The sequence below is a fragment of the Aliishimia ponticola genome, from assembly GCF_004803475.1.
Taxonomy (GTDB): domain Bacteria; phylum Pseudomonadota; class Alphaproteobacteria; order Rhodobacterales; family Rhodobacteraceae; genus Aliishimia; species Aliishimia ponticola.
Map to the genome: position 1 here is coordinate 1,030,672 of NZ_SRKY01000001.1, position 18,352 is coordinate 1,049,023.

Below are 18,352 nucleotides of genomic sequence, written 5' to 3' on the forward strand. Positions count from 1 at the left end.
ACATTTTCGCCCCAATTGATTCGTAGACGAAAAAGCGACGAGTTGCGGCCAACGCGACCGTTCAACAGCCAAAATGGCGAGGCAGGCAAGTGACAGGATCGACAGACGCACCCTTGGTGCGCCCCTTGAGGGAGTCCGACCGCGCGCAATGGGCGCGCCTTTGGGCGGGTTATCACGATTTTTACAAGGCAACCGTCGCGCCAGAGGTGTATGACCTTGCCTTCGCCCGTCTTCTTGGCAGTGACCCGAACCAGTTCAACGGATTGGTTGCCGAACAAGATGGCAAGCTGGTCGGCCTAACCCATTACCTGTTTCACGCCCATGGCTGGAAGGTCGAGCGCGTCTGCTATCTGCAAGACCTCTACGCCGACCCGGATGTGCGCGGCACCGGCATTGGACGCGCGCTGATCGAAGCGGTCTATGCGGCAGCCGATGCGGCGGGGGCGCCCTCTGTCTATTGGCTGACCCAGGAAGATAACCACACCGCGCGCCGTCTGTATGACCGGGTTGGCGAATATTCCGGCTTCGTCCGCTACAACCGGCCTGCCCCGTGATGCGCAAGTTCCTTCTGCCGCTGGCGCTGGTTCTGAACGCCTGTACCCCGGTGACACCGCTGGGGCCCATCGCCGATACCGCCACCCGCGGCGTCACCTCGGCAGAGGTCAACGGCTCTGGCCTGCCACCGATGAAATCCTTCGGTGCGCCCCATGTCACCGCGCCGCATATTTCGAACCGCGATCTGGCCATCGATTTCATCGAGTTGAGCTTTCGCCTTGAATCCGGGCGCGACCTGCCCGTGTTCACCCGGTTCGAACACCCCATCACCGTGCGCGTGACCGGCGACCCGCCGCCCTCGCTCTCGCCCGATCTGACAAAGCTGATCTACCGTCTGCAAACAGAGGCCGGGATCGAGATTTCGCGCACGTCCTCGTCGCGGGCCAATATCACGATCGAGGCCGTCACCCGCGCCGATATTCGCCGTGCCCTGCCGCAAGCCGCCTGTTTCGTGGTGCCCAACGTCACCTCGCTCAGCGAATACCGACGCGCTCGCCGCAGCGCGCGGGTCAGCTGGTCCGGCCTGACGACGCGCGACCGGCTTGCGATCTTCCTGCCCAACGATGCCAGCCCGCAGGAAGTGCGCGACTGCCTGCACGAGGAACTGGCGCAGGCCATTGGCCCGCTCAACGATCTGTATCGCCTGCCCGACAGCGTCTTTAACGACGACAATGTGCACACCGTCCTGACCGGCTATGACATGATGGTGCTGCGCGCCTATTACGACCCGGCGCTGGCCTCTGGCATGACGCGCGGACAGGTCGCGGCCCGGCTGCCTGCGATCCTTGCGCGGATCAATCCCGAGGGCGAAAGCCTGCCCCCCCGTTATTCGGCCCGCACCCCCCCAGCCTTTTCGCAGGCGGTGCAGGATGCGCTGGGGCAAGGCTCCACCACGGCAGAGCGACGCCGCGCCGTGAACCGCGCCTTGCGCATCGCCGATGAAATGGGTTGGGAAGACCATCGCAGCGCCTTCGCCCACTACGCCGCCGGACGGCTGGCACAGTTGAACGACCCGGTCGCTGCCCGCGCCCATTTCCGGCAGGCCGACGCGATCTATGCCCGCACCCCAGGCACCGAGCTGCACCGCGCCTATGTCGCCACGCAGCTGGCCGCCCACGCGATCTCGGACGGGGATGGCATGACCGCGCTGCATCTTGTCGCACCGCATATCGAAACCGCCGCCCGCAACGAAAACGCGGCCTTGCTGGCAACGCTTTTGCTGCTGCGTGCGGAGGCGCTGGAACTCACCGGACAGGTTGCCCATGCCCGTACCGTCAGGCTGGACAGCCTTGGCTGGGCGCGCTACGGGTTCGGCCCGGATTGGGCCGTGCGTGCCAAGTTGCGCGAAATCTCGGCCCTCAATCCGCTCAAGGCGCGCGCCCGGTCCTGAACGGCGTGGCCGCGAAACAGGAGAGGCACGCATGTTCGTGATCGGACTGGCTCTGGGCGCGGCCATTGGCGCCTTCACCGCTTGGCGGCGCAAGGGCAACCTCGCCGACATCCTGCAATATGCTGCATCCTTCGGCATCGCTTTCGGCCTTGTCTTTCTGGTTCTTGGCCTGATCCTCGCCCGCACCAGCATGTGACACCGCCTTGGCGGTGCGGCGCGTCACACGATACCGCCATTGGCGCGCAGGGTCTGACCGTTGACCCATGCCCCATCCGGCCCGGCAAGAAACGCGACCGCATTGGCGATATCCTCCGGCGTGCCAAGGCGTTCCAGCGGAGGCATCCGCGACAGTTTCTGAACGACCTCGTCCGGCTTTCCGTCCAGAAACAGGGCGGTCGCCGTTGGTCCCGGCGCGATCGCATTCACGGTAATCCGACGTCCCCGCATCTCTTTGGCCATGATCACGGTCATCGTCTCAATCGCTGCCTTGAGGCCCGCATAGACACCATAGGTTTCCAGCGCGAGTCCCACGACTGAGCTTGACAGGTTGATGATGCGCCCGCCGTCCCGCACGCGCGCCGACGCCTCGCGCAAGGTATTGAACGTGCCCTTGAGGTTCACCGCGACCTGGGTGTCGAAAAGCGCGTCATCGCTGTCGCCGATCCGGGCCAATCTCATGACGCCCGCGTTGTTCACCAGAACGTCGATTCCGCCGAAAGCTGTGTGCGCATGATCGAACAGGCGCCGTACATCCGCGCCGTGGGACACATCCGCCTTGGCCGCAATGGCGCGCCCGCCCTCGGCTTCGATCCTGCTGACCACGGCGGCCGCTGCCTTTTCGTCGCCCGAGTAATTCACGATCACATTGAACCCATCCCTTGCGAGGCGCGAAGCGATGGCCGCCCCGATCCCGCGCGATGCGCCCGTCACCAAAGCCGTTTTGCGTGTGCTGTCTGTCATGTCCAATTCCTTGTCAAAGGCTGGCGGCGTGCCAGTCGTGCGGCACAGATAGGCTTGGACGTTGTTCAGATAATCACTTACAATCTGGCATCACTATTCGGATCATACGGACAATATAATGGACCGCCTTGACGCGATGGATCTGTTCACACGAATCGTCGAGGCCCGCAGCTTCACCAAGGTCGCCAGCGATCTGGGCCTGCCCCGCTCGACACTGACAGATGCGATCAAACGGCTGGAAGCGCGGCTTGGTGTCAGCTTGCTGCACCGCACGACGCGGGTCGTCCGCCCGACGCTGGACGGCGAGGCATACTATCGCCGCTGCCTGTCCATTCTGTCCGAGGTCGAAGATGCCGAAGCCGCCTTTTCCGGCGCGCAGCCCAAGGGCAGATTGCGGGTCCATGTCCACGGCATTCTTGCAAGGCACTTTCTATTGCCATCGCTTCCAGACTTCGTCGCGCGTTACCCGGAACTGGAGATTGAGATCGGCGAGGGAGACCGCCTCGTCGATCTTGTTCGCGAGGGCGTGGACTGCGTGCTGCGTGTGGGTGTGCCAGCCGATAGCGATCTCATCATCCGCAAACTGGCAAGCCTCGAAGAAGTGACCTGCGCATCGCCCGCCTATCTTGACCGCTTTGGCACGCCCGAAACGCTGGACGCGCTGGAAGGTCATCAAATGGTCGGGTTCAAATCGACGGCGACCGGGGCGGTTCTGCCGTTGGAATTCGTAATCAATGGGCAGGTCAAGGCCGTGTCCTTGCCAGCGCCCGTGACGGTAAGCGGGGCCGATACGCTTGCGCATTGCGGACGACTGGGTTTGGGGCTTATTCAAAAGCCGCGCTATTCGGCTGCGGAGGATCTTGCAAGCGGCCGCCTCGTCGAAGTCCTGCGGGACACCCCGCCGCCCGCGTCGCCGGTTTCGATCCTGTATCCACGGGCGCGCCACCTGTCCGCGCGTGTCCGCGCCTTCGTCGACTGGGCCGACAGCGCGTTGCGCCAAGACACCGGCGCGCAGGCCTAACGACGCGCGCCATTTTGTGCCGCGCCGTCAGCACTGGCCCCGCGCCTTTCGATTGGCTACAAATCCCGTGAGCCAAGCGAAAGGTGCCGTTCATGTTTCTGCCCTTCTTCGACCATCTGCGCAAATCCGGGGTGCCGGTGTCGCTGCGCGAGTTTCTGTCCTTTCTCGAAGGGCTGAAGACCGGGCTGGCCACCTATGACGTGGAAGCGTTCTATTACCTTGCCCGCACCAGCATGGTGAAGGACGAGCGCAATATCGACAAGTTCGACCGCGCATTTGCCGCGGCCTTCGAAGGGTTGGAGCAGATCAGCTTCGATCAGGTGCTGGAGGCCGTGGATATCCCTTCCGACTGGCTGGAGAAGATGGCCGAAAAGCATCTGTCAGAGGAAGAACGCAAAGAGATCGAGGCGCTTGGCGGTTTCGACAAGTTGATGGAAACCCTGCGCGAGCGGCTGGCAGAGCAGGAAGAGCGTCACCAGGGCGGCAATAAGTGGATCGGCACGGCGGGCACGTCGCCCTTCGGGGCCTATGGCTACAATCCCGAAGGCGTGCGGATCGGCCAGAAGGAAAGCCGGCACCAGCGCGCGGTCAAGGTCTGGGACAAGCGCGAGTTCAAGAATCTCGACGACACGGTCGAGCTTGGCACGCGCAACATCAAGGTCGCGCTGAAACGTCTGCGCCGCTGGGCGCGCGATGGTGCGCAGGATGAGCTGGACCTGGATGGCACAATCCGGGCCACCGCCGAACACGGTTATCTGGATGTGAAAACGCGGCCCGAACGGCGCAATGCGGTCAAGGTCGTCCTGTTTCTTGATGTGGGCGGATCGATGGACCCCCATGTGAAAGTGGTGGAAGAGCTATTCTCCGCCGCCAAATCCGAATTCAAGCATCTGGAATATTACTATTTCCACAACTGCCTTTACGAAGGCGTCTGGCGCGACAATCGCCGCCGCTGGGACGATCAGACCCCGACCCACGAGGTGCTGCGGACCTATGGGCCCGATTACAAGTGCATCTTCGTCGGCGACGCCTCCATGTCCCCCTATGAAATCGCCTATCCGGGCGGCGCGAATGAGCATTGGAACCAAGAGGCGGGCTCGGTCTGGTTGGCGCGGGCGCGCGATCAGTGGGCATCGCACCTGTGGATCAACCCGGTGCCCGAGAAATACTGGGACTACACCCATTCCATCACCATGATCCAAGAGATTTTCGGCAAGGATGCGATGGTGCCCATGACGCTGGAAGGGCTCAGCCGCGGGATGCGCGCGCTGAGCCGGTGACCGCAGATGACGCGCGCGCTGATCATCCTTGGCGCGGCGGTCTGGCCCGGCGGGCGGCCAAGTCCGACATTGGAACGGCGCGTCAATAAAGCGATTGCGCTTTGGCGGGAGGGCGGTTTCGATCTGGTGATCCCCTCCGGCGGGCCGAGCGCCCATCCACCGACCGAGGCCGAGGTGATGCAGCATATGCTGATCGGCGCGGGCGTGCCAGAAAGCGCGATCCTGCCAGAGCCTTACTCGACCACGACGCTCACCAACGCCGTGAACAGCGCGGCGCTTTTGCGGCCCCTGACGCGCCCGCAGGTGGTGGTTGTCACCGATGGCTATCACGGGCTGCGCAGTGCGCTGACATTTCGCCGCCTGGGCCTGGCCGCGCGTGTCGTGTCTGCCGATGACGCGCCCCCGACGCCGCGCTGGCAGGTCCGGCTCAAAGGGCAGCTTCGCGAATGCGCGGCCCTGCCCGTCTATGCGCTGAAACTCTATGCCCGCGCCCTGCCCGCGCCGCATCCCGATCTTCAGGGGGTGGCGGAACGCGGGCCTGAACCCACCCGCGCCCCCCGCGCGTGATACGGGACAAAGGAACCTTTACCCCGATGGCGCGCTGGCCTTACCCTTTGCCTATGACCACAGCGCCCGTCACCGAAATCGACCTTGCCGCATTTGCCGCCGACCCCTATCCGGCGCTGGCCGCCATGCGCAAAACCGCCCCCGTGACCTTTGTTCCGCAATTGGGGGCGGTGCTGCTGACCCGGCGCGACGATGTTCACCATTGGGAAAAGCAGACTGCTTGCCTCTCCTCCGATCAGCCGGGCGGATTGATGACCGTCCTGATGGGCCAGAACCTGATGAGGCGCGACGGCGCGGATCATCAAAACGAACGCAAGATCCTGTTCCCCGCGCTCAGCCCCCGCACCGTGGCCCGGCATTGGAAGCCGAAATTCGAAGCCGCCACCCGCGCCATTCTGGACGACCTGAAGCCGCGCGGCAGCTGCGATCTGGTGCGCGATTTCGCGATGCCTGTCTCCGCCCATGCGCTGCGCGAGATCACCGGCCTGACAACCATGACGGCGCAGGAGATGGACAGCGCGTCGCAGGCGATGATCGACGGCTGTGCGAATTACGCGGGCGATCCGGCGATCGAGGCGCGCTGCCACGCGGCCACCGCGCTGATCGACGCGCATATCGACCGCCAAGTGGCCGCCCCGCCCGAACAATCGGTGCTTGCCGTGCAGGTGCAGGCCGGGCTGCCCATGGACAACACACGCGCCAATGTAAAACTGGTGATCTCCGGCGGTCAGAATGAACCGCGCGACGCCATTGCCGGAACCGCGCTGGCCCTTCTGGACCATCCGGACCAGCTTGCCCTCATCCGGCAGGGCAAGGCGGATTGGGCGGATGCGTTCGGCGAATATGTGCGGCTGCATTCGCCCATCGGCATGTCGCCGCGCCGGGCCGCCAAACAATTTCAGATCAACGGCTTTGACATCGAAGCGGAGTCGCGCGTCTTTCTGATGTTCTCCTCTGCCGGGCGGGACGAGGCGCATTTCACCGCACCCGACACCTTCGATCTGACCCGTAACACCGGCCCGGCCATCCCCTTCGGTGCCGGCCCGCATTTTTGCGCCGGGGCGGCTGCGGCGCGCTGCATGATCACCGAAATCGCCTTGCCGATGCTCTTTGCCGCCCTGCCGGGCCTGCGCATCGACGGCGATGCTCCGCTGCATGGCTGGGCCTTTCGCGGGCCGGTACGGGTGCCAGTGCGCTGGACACCCTGACAATCGTGCCCATATTCACCTTATGTTGAAACTTACACCGATCCTGCTGGCGCTGGCCTATGGGCTGATCATGTACCGTTTTTCGGTCTGGCGCACCGCACGCGAGCTGGACAGCCAATCCACAGTGCTGGACGACCCGGAGCTTGGCCGTATCTGCGACCGGCTTGCTGGCGCGCTCGACCTGCCACGGATCAAGGTCCATATCTACGAAATCGCCCCGGTCAACGGGCTGGCCGCGCCCGATGGGCGTATCTTCATCACGCGGGGCTTTTACAACAAGTTCCGTAATGGCGAAGTCAGCGGCGAGGAAATGGCCAGCGTGATCGCCCATGAACTGGGCCATGTCGCCCTTGGCCATTCGCGGCGGCGCATGATCGACTTTTCCGGCCAGAACGCGATGCGCATGGCCCTTGGTATGGTGCTAAGCCGTATCCTGCCCGGCATCGGCATCTGGATCGCCAATATGCTGACATCCCTGCTGGCCGCGCGGCTGTCCCGTTCGGACGAGTTCGAGGCAGACGCCTATGCAGCGGCGCTGCTGACCAAGGCCGGGATTGGCGTCGCCCCTCAGATTTCGCTGTTTTCCAAGCTGGACGAACTGACCCGATCCAAGGCCGGTCCGGTGCCCGCATGGCTGATGAGCCACCCCAAGACCGACCAGCGCATCGCGGCGTTGAAAAAGCTGGAAGACAAGTGGAACGGCGCGGCGGACGCGACCTGATCAGCCCGACCTGATCAGCCCGGCGTGGACAGGGCCTTGGCCAGACGCGGCAGCCGCGCTTTCTTAAGCAGCGGGCGCATCTGCCAATCCTCGGCGGATAACCTGCGGGCCTCTGCCAGTACGTTCTGACCGACCTGCGCGACCTGATCCGGCGCATCGCTATGAAACTGCATCAGCAATGTATCGGGGTCGATGCGGTCCAGACCTTCCTCTGCCAGAATGCCGCGCGGAAAATCCTTGCGGTTGAGCGTCACGATCTGATCCGCCGAACCGGCGATGGCGGCCGCCAGAACATGAATGTCATTGTCATCGGGCAGCCAAAGCCGCGATTCCAGCGCCGGTGGGACGGTGACCTCTGCGCCGGGAAAAGCCGCACGAACCAAAGCGATCTCTCCGCGCGCCTGCGCCTCTTGCGCGGGGCCATGGCGGGCCGCCGCCCGCGCCCATTCTTCCAGAATACGCGCGGACCAAAGCGGCTGGAACAACCCTTGCGTTGCCGCGCCCAGCAGCATCTCCCGCATCACGGTGGGATAGATCACGCAAGCATCCAGAAGCAGCTTCATAGCGCGAAGAACAACGCCTTGAGATATCCGCTTTCCGCCAGTTGCGGCATCTGCGGATGGTCTGGGCCTGCAAAGCCGGTATGGATCAACCGGCCCGTGCGCCCGGCGCGTCCGATCCCGCGCGCGCAGGCGGTGCGGAACTTGTCCAGCCCCGCCGCGTGCGAGCAGGAACACAGCACCAGAAAGCCGCCCTCGCGCACCAGCCCCGCCGACAGCCGCGCCACACGCTCATAGGCGCGCAGCCCCGCCTCCAGCGCAGGTTTTGCCGGGGCGAAGGCGGGCGGGTCACAGATCACCAGATCGAAACGCGCGTCTTCTTCGCCCAGCTTGGTCAGCACATCGAAGGCATCGCCCGAGCGCGTGCTGAAACGATCGGCAAAGCCCGACTGCGCCGCCCCGGCCTGCGCCAATTCAAGCGCAGCGGCAGAGCCGTCGACCGCCAGCGCCGATGTCGCCCCGCCTGCCAACGCGGCCATCGCAAAGCCGCCCACATGGGAGAACACGTCCAGCACCTCGGCCCCGCGCGCCAAACCGGCGGCAAAGGCATGGTTCGGGCGTTGGTCATAGAAAAGGCCCGTTTTCTGTCCGCCCACCAGATCGGCCATATAGGTCGCGCCATTCATTGGCACCGGGATCGGGGCGTCCGGCAGCGTACCGCAGACCAGCCCGGTTTCATCGTCCAGACCTTCCAGCCCGCGCGCCCGGCCCGAGGCGTTCTTGATGACGGTGGTCACGCCGGTAACCTCGCGCAGCGCCTGCACCAGCGGCTCCATCAATGTATCGGCCCAAGCGGCGTTGGGCTGGACCACGGCGGTGTCGCCGAACCGGTCGATGATCACGCCGGGAAAGCCATCCGCCTCGGCATGGATCAGGCGATAGAACGGCGCGTCGAACAAATTCTCGCGCAGGGCAAGCGCCCGGCGGAACCGCGCGGCGAACCAATCGGCATCCAGCACCGCGTCCGGATTGCGATCCAGCATCCGCGCCATGATCCGCGAAGCCGGGTTGAACCCCACCAGCCCAAGCGGCTTGCGTTCGGCATCTTCCAGAATGGCCAGGGTGCCGGGGGCCAGCGCCTTGGTGCGCCGGTCCGTGACGATATCGCTGTCGAAAACCCACGGCGCGCCATGGCGCAGGGCGCGGGCGTTGACCTTGGGTTTCAGCCGGACAACCGGCTTGTCGGGGGAATTTGGGGACGTGTTCATGGGGCCGTTCCCTAAGCTGTCTTGGCCGCTGCGGAAAGCCCCGATTTGCGCAAGGCCCACCGGCTGCGCGCAAGTTGGCCCGCCGCTACTTGCCGCCGCGGTCCCGGCCACGCGCCCCGCCCCGCCGCCGCGGTTTGGCCGCGGCCTCAAGCCCGGCGCGCAGTGTTTCGGTCATCGGGTGGCTGGGATGCAGCGGTTCATAACGGGTCAGCAGCGCCTCGATCTCGGGGCGAGTGTCCGTATCGACCGGCAGGCTCAGCGCCCAATCGAGAAAGATCGCGCGGCATTCTTCCGGCAAAATGCCGGTGATCCGGTAGGATTCAAAGATCAGACCTTTGGGGTCGTGGCTATCGCCCTTGTCAATCATCGCCGCCTCTCAGACCGTTCAGCCCGTCCGATATCACCCGGTCGGCCATCTGCTGCCCCTCTGTTAGCGCCGCCCGAAGTTCATCCAGCGACGCCATCCCGGTCATACGCAGCAACAAAGCGCAGCCAGAGCGGCCCAGCCCTTCGGCATCCGCCACCGCGCTGGAAAGCAAACGCCCCCCGACAAGGACGGTCCAATAAAGGTCATGCAGCCGCGTCAGGTCTTCGGGTGCCTCCAGCACGCCGCGCCGTGCCAGTTCCGCCAGACCGCCCGCAAGCCCGGCGCGCGCGCCCTGCCCCGTCAGCAGCGCACCGGTTTGCGCGAAGAGGTCGATATCCTGCATCCGTCCCGGCCCCGCCTTGACATCCAGCCAGCCAGAGGACGGCTTGGCCGAGGCGATCCGCGCCCGCATCTGGGCCACGTCCTTGGCGACCTCTGCCGGGTCTGCCGTGCCGCACAGCAGCGCATCGCGGAAGGCGCGCACATCCTGCGACAGATCCTCTGGCCCCGCGATGACATCCGCCCGCGTCAGGGCCAGATGCTCCCACGTCCACGCTTCGGTTTGCTGATAGGTGCGGAAACTGTTCCAACTGGTCGCCACCGGCCCCTGACTGCCCGAAGGGCGCAGACGCATATCGACCTCGTAGAGACGGCCTTCCGACATTGGCGCGGAAATCGCCGTGATCATCGCCTGCGTCAGACGTGCGAAATAGGGCCGCGTGGCCAGCGGGCGCTTGCCTTCGGACGTGTCCTGCCCTTCGGCATCGTAGATGACGATCAGGTCGAGATCAGAGCGCGAATTCATCTGCCGCGCGCCCACCGCGCCCATTCCAAGGATCACTGCCCCCCGGCCCGGCGCGGGCCCATGACGGCGGGCGAATTCCTGTTGCACGATAGGCCAGAGCACATGGACCACCGCGCGGGCCAGATCGGCATATTGCGCGCCCGCCTCTTGCGCCGTGATGACAGAGCGCAGCAGTTGCACGCCGATGCGGAAATGCCATTCCTTCTGCCAGCGCCGCGCAGCGTCCAGCCGCGCCTCGTAATCCTCGCCGAACCGGCCAAGCATCTGCAAAAGCGACGCCTCAAGCGCTTCCTGTCCGGGCCATTCGGCAAAGAAATCCCCGCCGATCACCGCATCCAGCACCTGTGCGTTGCGTGACAGATAGGTGGCCAGATCCGACGAAATCGACACCACATCCAGCACCAGATCGATCAGTTGCGGGTTCGCCTCGAACAGCGACAAAAGTTGCACGCCGGCAGGCAGTCCCGCCAAAAACCCATCCAGCGCCAGCAGCGCTTCGGGCGGGCGGTCGGCCTTGGCCAAGCGGTTTTCCAGTTCGGGCAGCAGCCGCGACAGGATGGTTCTGGCGCGGTCGGTGCGCAGCGCCGGATAGCCGGTCCAGCGCGAGATGACCTCTTCTGTCAGAAGCTCCGGCGTCGCGTCGTCCTCGCTGGGCGTATCGGGGGCGAAGAAGCCTTCCGTCGCCGCATGGACATCGGTCAACCGCGCGCGCAGTTCCGATTTCAGCGCAGCAGCCTCGCGCCCCATCATGCAGGCCAATCGGTCGAATTCCGCGTCCGTTGCCGGCAAGTTATGGGTCTGCGCGTCCTGCACCATCTGCACCCGGTGTTCGACCGTGCGGTGAAAGATGTAGTGATCGGTCAGCGTGGCCGACAGGTCTTCGGGCACCCACCCGGCCAGTGCCAGTTGCTTCAGCCCCTCGCAGGTGCCGCGCACCCGCAGCGACGGATCGCGCCCCCCGGCAATCAACTGCCGCGTCTGGGTGTAGAATTCGATCTCGCGGATGCCACCCCGGCCCAGCTTCATGTTGTGGCCCGGCAGCGTGATCGGCCCGCCCAGCCCCTTATGTTCGCGAATGGCGAGCCGCATGTTATGCGCGTCCTCGATGGCGGCAAAATCGAGATGTTTGCGCCAGACAAAGGGTTTGAGCGCGGCAAGAAAGCGCGCCCCCGCCTCCAGATCACCGGCCACCGGATGCGCCTTGATATAGGCGGCGCGCTCCCATGTGCGGCCAAGGCTTTCGTAATAGGTTTCCGCCGTTTCCATCGCCAGACAGACCGGCGTGACCGATGGGTCGGGGCGCAGACGCAGGTCCGTGCGAAAGACATAGCCTTCGCCCGTGGCGTCCGACAGGGTGCGCGACATGGTTCGCGTCGCCTTCACGAACGCGCTGCGCGCGTCAAGATATGTGTCCGGGTCGAACCGGTCCTGATCGAACAGGCAGATCAGGTCGATATCGGACGAGTAATTCAACTCTCCCGCGCCCATCTTGCCCATCGCCAGAATAACCATCCCCGCTGCGCTTGGCAGGTCATCCTCGCTTTGTCCCGGCACCTTGCCCCGGCGCAACAGCGGCGCCAGTGCCGCCTTCAAGGCCACGTCGCAGGCCAAGGCGGCAAACCGCGTAAGCCGCCCCGTAACCTCGTGCAAAGGCCAGACCCCGCCCAGATCCATCAGCGCCAACATCAGCGCCACCCGGCGCTTGCCCCGCCGCAATACGCTGCCGATCTGCGCCGGATCGGCCTCTGGAATATCGGCCATCACCGCGTCGATCGCCGCCTCGGGGGCCGCAATCGCCTCTGTCAGCCACTCGGCCTCCGCCTGTATCAGCCCGGCGAGATACGGCGCGCTGCCCCCCGCCCCGGCAATCAGGTCTCGTAAATCGGTATCAAGCTGCGGGAACATCTCCCGCAATTCGGCGCCGCGCTGCGCGTGATAGGCGCGCGGCATCAGGGTCAGGCGGGAACTTGTGGTCATGGCGGCAGGATTGACCCCTGCCCGCGCCAAGGTCAATGGGCTTGGCAATCGGCGCGCGCTGCGCCATCACTGCGCCCATGAGCAAGAGTTTGAAACGTGTACGCGCGGCGCTGATCGATGCGGGTCTCGAAGACACGATCCGCGAAACCCCGCTGGCAAGAACCGCGCGCGACGCGGCGGATGCGGTCGGCTGCGATGTGGACCAGATCGCCAAATCGATCATCTTTGCAGGCGAGGATGGGCGCGTCGTCCTGTTCCTGACGGCGGGCGGCAATCAAGTCGATACCGGCAAGGCCGCTGCCATCGCCGGTGGCCCCCTGGGCAAGGCCGATGCCGCGCTGATCCGCGCCCAGACCGGCTTTGCCATTGGTGGTGTATCGCCGCTGGGACACCTCAATCCCATTCGTGCCTGGTTCGATCCGCGCCTTGCGGATTTCAGCAATATCTGGGCCGCTGCGGGCACGCCGCATCACGTATTTTCCTGCGCGCCGGGTCTTTTGATGCAGGTTTCCGGCGCGGTCGAGGCCGATTTCACCGTCTGAAATCCGCAGATTTCTCCGTATTTTCTGACGTTAAATCAGCTACCTGCGCGAAAAATGTAAAAAACATTTACATCCGTCCTTGCGCGGTGCGCCCTCGCGCCCCATCTGTTCTAATGTGAAAGGAATTCACATCCCTCAACGAAGGGACATGACAACCGCGAGAAAGGACCCGAGATGACCGCCGTCGCCACGAACCACACCACCGCCCGCTCTCAGGGTATGTTTTCAAGGACCGAAGCTTGGCTCGATGATAAGGGCAAAGGCGCATGGATCGCCGCAATGGTTCTTGGGTTTATCTTCTTCTGGCCGGTTGGCCTCGCCCTTCTGTTCTACATGATCTGGAGCAAACGCATGTTTTCAACATCCTGCACCCACCGCCAGAAACGCCACCGGGGCCACGCGATGACCCATCTGCGCCCCACCGGGAACAGCGCCTTCGACACCTACAAGGCCGACACGCTGCGTCGCCTTGAGGACGAACAGGAAAAGTTCGAGGAATTCCTTGAGCGCCTGCGCGAGGCGAAGGACAAATCCGAGTTCGACCAGTTCATGGAGGAACGCGCCGCGGCGGCCCGTGCCGAAACCGCTCAAAGCTGATATGATCCGCGTGTCCCGGCCCGGTGCCGGGGCGCGCCTCCCGTTTCGATCAACACGCAAGGCACACACTCAAGCAACCGATCATGGCTTATATGTCCGACTATACATCCCAGCTTCCCGATCCGATCACGCAACCGGAATTCTATGACAGCGTTCCGGCCAAGCGGTTTCTGGCTTGGGTCATCGACACGCTGCTGATCCTGACCTTGGTGCTTGTGTCGCTGCCCTTCACCGCCTTTCTGGCCGTGTTCTTCATCCCCACCATGTTCTTCCTGCTTGGCTTTGCCTATCGCGTGGTGACGTTGGCCAATGGCTCTGCCACGCTGGGCATGCGCCTTGCCGCGATTGAGATCCGCCAGCAGGATGGCCGCAGGATGGACCTTGGCAGCGCCTTTTTGCACACGCTCGGCTATACCGTGTCGCTTTCTGTGCCGATTTTGCAGATCATTTCCATCGTGCTGATGATGACCACCGCCTATGGGCAGGGCCTGACCGATCACGTGATGGGAACGACCGCGCTGAATCGTCGCCGCTAAGCGCCTTGAACCCAATATTCACAGGTCCATATTAGCCTGTACCGGGGCTGACGTATCCGCTTGTCCTTGCGCGGGTCTATTTGTTACGCTCCGCCGAAACAGGTCCGGATCACCATGCGTCACACGCTTCCTCTTGCGCCACAATTCTATGTGACAGCGCCGCAACCCTGCCCCTATCTTGAGGGCCGGATGGAGCGGAAGCTGTTCACTGCGCTGCAAGGGGCGAATGCGCAGCGGCTCAATGACAGCCTGAGCCAGCAGGGCTTCCGCCGGTCCCAGAATGTGCTTTACCGTCCCTCCTGTGCCGATTGTTCTGCCTGCCTGTCCGCCCGCATCGACGTGTCACGCTTCAAGCCTGGCAAGTCGCAACGGCGCACGATCAGGCGCAATGCCCATCTGGAACGCCGCGCCACATCGCCCTGGGCGACCGAAGATCAGTATGAACTCTTCCGCGCCTATCTTGACAGCCGTCACGCCAGCGGCGGCATGGCGGATATGGATGTGTTCGAATTCGCCGCCATGATCGAAGAAACGCCGATCCGGTCGCGCGTTGTCGAATATACCGATCTGGAAAGCGGCGATCTGACCGCCGTCAGCCTGACCGATGTGCTCAGCGATGGTCTGAGCATGGTCTATTCGTTCTATGACCCCGCCAAGACCGATGCCAGCTTGGGTACTTACATGATCCTCGACCATATCGAGATCGCGCAAGAAGCGCAGTTGCCCTATGTCTATCTTGGCTATTGGGTGCCGGGCAGTGCCAAGATGGGCTACAAGTCGCGCTTTTCGGGGCTGGAGATTTATCTGGGCGGCACATGGCAGCGGCTGGACGATCCGGCGAATTTTAAGATCGAAAACCACCCGCTGGCCAATGATCCAATTGCCGAGCAGGTCGCCAATATCCAACTGCCCGACACGGCCTCCTGACCGAAATGGCCCGTCAAAGTCTGCATGCCGTCACGCTGGTCGTGGATGATTACGACCGCGCGATTGCCTTCTATGTGGATGCCGTGGGCTTTACCCTGCTTCAGGACATCGATCTGGGCGATGGCAAACGCTGGGTGCGCGTGGCGCCGCCGGGTGGCGCTGACGGCTCTTTGCTGCTGGCGGAGGCCGCCAATGATGCGCAGCGTGCGGCCATTGGCAACCAGACAGGCGGGCGCGTAGGATTTTTTCTTTCCACGGATGATTTTGACCGGGACCATGCCCGGATGCTGGCCGCAGGCGTCACCTTTGAAGAGGCCCCAAGGTCGGAGCCGTATGGCAAGGTCGCGGTCTGGCGTGACCCCTGGGGCAATCGCTGGGATCTGATCGCCTTCGCCTGACCGGCGCCCGGCCCTAATCGTCAGGCTGCGCGCCGTTCTCAAGCCAAAGGCGATCTTCTGGCGATAGTTCCGCCGCCATCATCGCGTCATAGCCCGCCAGCTCCGCCTCTGTCAGCTTGCCATGCCATTTGCCGCTGGTGCCGCTATGAAAGAAAGCGGCATCGGATTTGAAGAACCCCGTACCACCCGACGGCGAATAGCGTTCCGCATTCTGCTGCATATTGTCGAACTGCGCGGCCGCCACCAAATCGGCCATGACCGGCGCAGGGTGCGAAACCCCCAACAGCGCCGCGACGGCGTCGAACGTGCCGGCCAAATCCCGCTGCATATCGCGGTAGTGGAACAGCGTCACATTGGGCCGCTCTGCCACCGCCTTGGCCGCCCGGTAGTGGCGCAGAATATGGGCCAGCGGCATCAGATCGGTATCGAACCCTTCCGGTCCACCCTCCAGAAACCAGCGAAAGGCCTGCCCGGTGCTGTCGTCCTCGGGATACCACATCTTGAACACCGGCATCGGCGCATTCTGCGCGTGATTGCGGAACGAGAAATGCGCATCAAGCGGATGGCGGAAAACGCACAGATACTGCCCGCCCTCCCCCAGCGGCAGGCCGTCCAGCGGCGTATGGCTTTTCAGGCTGCGGCGGTTTTGCATGGCGGCCAGACGTCCGGCGACATCCGAAATCGCGCGCATCCGGTTATCGACCCATGGCATCTTGACCGATAATTGTGTCTCTACCTCTGGATCGCCCGAAAGCAGCAGCGCGACGATGGTCTGCATCCATGTGGTTCCGCATTTGGGCGGGGTCACGACAATCACATCATCGGGGCGCAGGTCCACATGATCCCAGCGCCGGTTATCCGTGAGCGGACCCAGATAAAGCTGTCTGCGCGGCGTGTTCTGCGGCATGTCCGGTCATTCCTTCTACCGGGCGGGGTGCGAAAGCCCGCCCACCGCCAACTGAACGAGATGCGGCGCGCCTTGTCAAAGACCGCGTCCGGACACTTGACTGAATGTTCATATTCGGAAATATTCCCACATATGACTCACCCCACCGTCACCTCTTCCGCCCCATTGGGACAGCATCTGCGCTCTTTGCGTGAAGGCTGCGACATGACCCTTGATGCGCTGGCCCGCGCGACGGGGCTGAGCCGCGCGACCCTCTCTCGCATCGAGAAGAACGAGGTAAGCCCAACGGCAGAAACGCTGGGGCGGCTGGCGTCGGCCTATGCCTTGCCGATCTCGCAATTGCTGAGCCCGATGGAACAAGCGTTCCAACCTGTTATCCGGCGCTCTGAGCAGGCGGTCTGGACCGATCCCGGCCACGCCTTCACCCGGCGCAGCGTGTCGCCGCCCAGCGGGCAATTATCCGTCGAACTGATCGAGGCCACGCTGGGCGAAGACCAGACCATCACCTATGCCGCGCCTGCGGTGCCGGGCCAGGAACATCACCTCTATGTTCTGTCGGGTGAGATAGAGATTACCGTCGAAGGCAGGACCCACCCGTTACGACAGGGCGATTGCCTGCGCTACGTGCTGTTTGGCGAGACTGTCTTTCGCACCGCCGCCTCCCCTTGTTCTTATGTGATCGCCTTGTCATGACCATGCCCCTGCCCCCAACCACCACGATTGCCCGCCTGACCGCCGACGATATGGACCGCCATCTGGACGATCTGTGCCGCGTGCTGATCGACAGCGTGGAGGACGGCGCCGCCATCAGCTTCATGTCGCCCCTGTCACAGGAAGCCGCCGCCGCGTTCTGGTCCGATAGCGTCCGACCCGATGTCGCGCGCGGGGACCGGTTGCTGCTGGGCGCAGTTCAGGACGGCAGGCTGATTGGCACGGTGCAACTTGTTTTGGCAATGCCGCCGAACCAGCCGCATCGCGGAGAAATCTCCAAGATGATCGTCCACCCCGAAGGGCGCCGCCTTGGACTGGGCACTGCCCTAATGCAGGCCGCTTTGCGCGCCGCCAAGGACGCGGGGAAAACCATCGTCACGCTGGATACCCGCAGCGGCGATGTGTCCGAAGGGCTGTATCGCCGGGTCGGGTTTGAAGTCGCCGGGACGATCCCGGATTACGCTTTTGACCCGGACGGCATCCAGCGCCACGCAACCACCTATATGTATCGCTACGTTTAAGCACCCGGCCAGCGGAGGCCAGAGTTGAGCCCGCGACGACGAAGACCTAAACAGGGCCACAGGTCCAGCAGGAAAGGCCCCCGCCATGATCGCCTATGTCACTGTCGGCGCGGATGATATCGCGCGGGCAAAGCGGTTCTATGCCGCGTTTCTACCCGCGCTTGGCTATGGCCTGACCGAGGGGCCAGAGGGGCTTAGCTTTGCGCTGCCCGCGCCGGACGGCCAGTCGCCGGTTCTGCCCGATTTCTATGTGAAGCCCACCTTCGACGGAAAACCTGCTTCGGCAGGCAATGGCGCGATGGTGGCCTTCGAGGTGCCCGCGCAGGCGCAGGTCCGCGCGCTTCATGCCGCTGCGGTGCAGGCGGGCGGCACCGACGAAGGGGCGCCGGGGTTTCGTGCCGCCTATGGTCCGCAGTTCTATGTCGGTTATCTGCGCGACCCGCAGGGCAACAAGATCGCGCTGTTCTCCGCCAATCCCGATGAGCCGGGCCGCGACGACTAGGACCACAGCCTGCCCCCGATCCCGCCCCCCCGCTGCAAAAAGGGCGCCCCGACCGAGGCGCCCTTTCCAATTCCGATTGCCTGACAGCAGCC

The 18,352-nt window shown here is 63.9% G+C and carries 22 protein-coding genes; 16 read left to right on the forward strand and 6 right to left on the reverse strand.

The features are described 5' to 3' along the window. Positions 1 to 125 precede the first annotated feature (125 nt). Genes E4Z66_RS04920 through E4Z66_RS19590 form a run of 3 tightly spaced genes read left to right on the forward strand, consistent with a single transcriptional unit; the run spans position 126 to position 2,141 of the window. On the forward strand, positions 126 to 554 hold the full coding sequence (locus E4Z66_RS04920; RefSeq protein WP_246035881.1) for a GNAT family N-acetyltransferase: 429 nt from the start codon (positions 126 to 128) through the stop codon (positions 552 to 554). Next, positions 554 to 1,945, forward strand: coding sequence for a DUF2927 domain-containing protein (locus tag E4Z66_RS04925; RefSeq protein WP_136461823.1), 1,392 nt, complete (start codon positions 554 to 556; stop codon positions 1,943 to 1,945). Before E4Z66_RS04920 ends, E4Z66_RS04925 begins: the two co-directional genes overlap by 1 nt. A gap of 31 nt (positions 1,946 to 1,976) precedes the next feature. Beyond that, complete coding sequence (locus E4Z66_RS19590) at positions 1,977 to 2,141, forward strand: hypothetical protein (RefSeq protein WP_168797724.1); 165 nt, start codon at positions 1,977 to 1,979, stop codon at positions 2,139 to 2,141. A 23-nt stretch (positions 2,142 to 2,164) separates the two neighbouring features. Here E4Z66_RS19590 and E4Z66_RS04930 read toward each other — a convergent pair whose 3' ends face one another. Continuing rightward, positions 2,165 to 2,905: an SDR family oxidoreductase gene (locus tag E4Z66_RS04930; protein ID WP_136461824.1), complete on the reverse strand. Its 741-nt coding sequence runs from the start codon at positions 2,903 to 2,905 to the stop codon at positions 2,165 to 2,167. Positions 2,906 to 3,023: 118 nt separating this feature from the next. On the opposite strand from E4Z66_RS04930, the gene E4Z66_RS04935 reads away from it, so the two are divergent. The 5 genes from E4Z66_RS04935 (at position 3,024) to E4Z66_RS04955 (ending at position 7,702) form a co-directional block, all read left to right on the forward strand. Beyond that, positions 3,024 to 3,926: a LysR family transcriptional regulator gene (locus E4Z66_RS04935; RefSeq protein WP_136461825.1), complete on the forward strand. Its 903-nt coding sequence runs from the start codon at positions 3,024 to 3,026 to the stop codon at positions 3,924 to 3,926. A gap of 92 nt (positions 3,927 to 4,018) precedes the next feature. Then, positions 4,019 to 5,206, forward strand: a complete 1,188-nt coding sequence (locus tag E4Z66_RS04940) for a vWA domain-containing protein (RefSeq protein ID WP_136461826.1) — start codon at positions 4,019 to 4,021, stop codon at positions 5,204 to 5,206. 6 nt (positions 5,207 to 5,212) lie between these two features. Then, entirely contained in the window at positions 5,213 to 5,773 is a 561-nt protein-coding gene (locus E4Z66_RS04945; protein ID WP_136461827.1) for a YdcF family protein, read from the forward strand. Positions 5,774 to 5,826: 53 nt separating this feature from the next. Further along, positions 5,827 to 6,981, forward strand: coding sequence for a cytochrome P450 (locus E4Z66_RS04950; protein ID WP_136461828.1), 1,155 nt, complete (start codon positions 5,827 to 5,829; stop codon positions 6,979 to 6,981). 22 nt (positions 6,982 to 7,003) lie between these two features. Then, positions 7,004 to 7,702, forward strand: coding sequence for a M48 family metallopeptidase (locus E4Z66_RS04955; RefSeq protein WP_136461829.1), 699 nt, complete (start codon positions 7,004 to 7,006; stop codon positions 7,700 to 7,702). A 14-nt stretch (positions 7,703 to 7,716) separates the two neighbouring features. On the opposite strand, the gene E4Z66_RS04960 is transcribed toward E4Z66_RS04955, so the two are convergent. The 4 genes from E4Z66_RS04960 to E4Z66_RS04975 form a co-directional block, all read right to left on the reverse strand. Then, a complete protein-coding gene (locus E4Z66_RS04960) occupies positions 7,717 to 8,265 on the reverse strand; it encodes an RSP_2648 family PIN domain-containing protein (RefSeq protein ID WP_136461830.1) in 549 nt (182 codons plus the stop codon). Continuing rightward, positions 8,262 to 9,470 (reverse strand): RSP_2647 family RNA methyltransferase, encoded by a 1,209-nt coding sequence (locus E4Z66_RS04965; protein WP_136461831.1) that lies wholly within the window; start codon positions 9,468 to 9,470, stop codon positions 8,262 to 8,264. The genes E4Z66_RS04960 and E4Z66_RS04965 overlap by 4 nt, the downstream gene beginning before the upstream one ends. 85 nt (positions 9,471 to 9,555) lie before the next feature. Further along, the gene (locus E4Z66_RS04970; protein WP_136461832.1) at positions 9,556 to 9,837 is read right to left on the reverse strand and encodes a hypothetical protein; all 282 of its coding nucleotides are present in this window, start codon (positions 9,835 to 9,837) and stop codon (positions 9,556 to 9,558) included. Next, positions 9,830 to 12,619: a [protein-PII] uridylyltransferase family protein gene (locus E4Z66_RS04975; protein WP_136461833.1), complete on the reverse strand. Its 2,790-nt coding sequence runs from the start codon at positions 12,617 to 12,619 to the stop codon at positions 9,830 to 9,832. The genes E4Z66_RS04970 and E4Z66_RS04975 overlap by 8 nt, the downstream gene beginning before the upstream one ends. Positions 12,620 to 12,696: 77 nt before the next feature. On the opposite strand from E4Z66_RS04975, the gene E4Z66_RS04980 reads away from it, so the two are divergent. The 5 genes from E4Z66_RS04980 to E4Z66_RS05000 all read left to right on the forward strand — a co-directional run bounded on the left by E4Z66_RS04980 (position 12,697) and on the right by E4Z66_RS05000 (position 15,619). After that, a complete protein-coding gene (locus E4Z66_RS04980) occupies positions 12,697 to 13,161 on the forward strand; it encodes a YbaK/EbsC family protein (RefSeq protein ID WP_136461834.1) in 465 nt (154 codons plus the stop codon). Between the two features lie 174 nt (positions 13,162 to 13,335). After that, the gene (locus E4Z66_RS04985) at positions 13,336 to 13,758 is read left to right on the forward strand and encodes a DUF2852 domain-containing protein (RefSeq protein WP_136461835.1); all 423 of its coding nucleotides are present in this window, start codon (positions 13,336 to 13,338) and stop codon (positions 13,756 to 13,758) included. A gap of 92 nt (positions 13,759 to 13,850) precedes the next feature. After that, positions 13,851 to 14,294 carry an RDD family protein gene (locus tag E4Z66_RS04990; RefSeq protein WP_136462137.1) on the forward strand — a complete coding sequence of 148 codons (444 nt, stop codon included), beginning with the start codon at positions 13,851 to 13,853 and terminating at the stop codon, positions 14,292 to 14,294. 114 nt (positions 14,295 to 14,408) lie between these two features. Continuing rightward, positions 14,409 to 15,221, forward strand: coding sequence for an arginyltransferase (locus E4Z66_RS04995; RefSeq protein WP_136461836.1), 813 nt, complete (start codon positions 14,409 to 14,411; stop codon positions 15,219 to 15,221). Positions 15,222 to 15,226: 5 nt separating this feature from the next. After that, entirely contained in the window at positions 15,227 to 15,619 is a 393-nt protein-coding gene (locus tag E4Z66_RS05000) for a VOC family protein (RefSeq protein ID WP_136461837.1), read from the forward strand. A 13-nt stretch (positions 15,620 to 15,632) separates the two neighbouring features. Here E4Z66_RS05000 and E4Z66_RS05005 read toward each other — a convergent pair whose 3' ends face one another. Continuing rightward, entirely contained in the window at positions 15,633 to 16,526 is an 894-nt protein-coding gene (locus tag E4Z66_RS05005) for a sulfotransferase domain-containing protein (protein WP_136461838.1), read from the reverse strand. Between the two features lie 132 nt (positions 16,527 to 16,658). Between E4Z66_RS05005 and E4Z66_RS05010 the strand changes: the two genes are divergently transcribed. The 3 genes from E4Z66_RS05010 to E4Z66_RS05020 all read left to right on the forward strand — a co-directional run bounded on the left by E4Z66_RS05010 (position 16,659) and on the right by E4Z66_RS05020 (position 18,260). Then, positions 16,659 to 17,219: a helix-turn-helix domain-containing protein gene (locus E4Z66_RS05010; protein ID WP_136461839.1), complete on the forward strand. Its 561-nt coding sequence runs from the start codon at positions 16,659 to 16,661 to the stop codon at positions 17,217 to 17,219. A gap of 2 nt (positions 17,220 to 17,221) precedes the next feature. Then, positions 17,222 to 17,758: a GNAT family N-acetyltransferase gene (locus E4Z66_RS05015; protein WP_246035882.1), complete on the forward strand. Its 537-nt coding sequence runs from the start codon at positions 17,222 to 17,224 to the stop codon at positions 17,756 to 17,758. 85 nt (positions 17,759 to 17,843) lie between these two features. After that, positions 17,844 to 18,260, forward strand: a complete 417-nt coding sequence (locus E4Z66_RS05020; RefSeq protein WP_136461840.1) for a VOC family protein — start codon at positions 17,844 to 17,846, stop codon at positions 18,258 to 18,260. Positions 18,261 to 18,352: the final 92 nt, after the last annotated feature.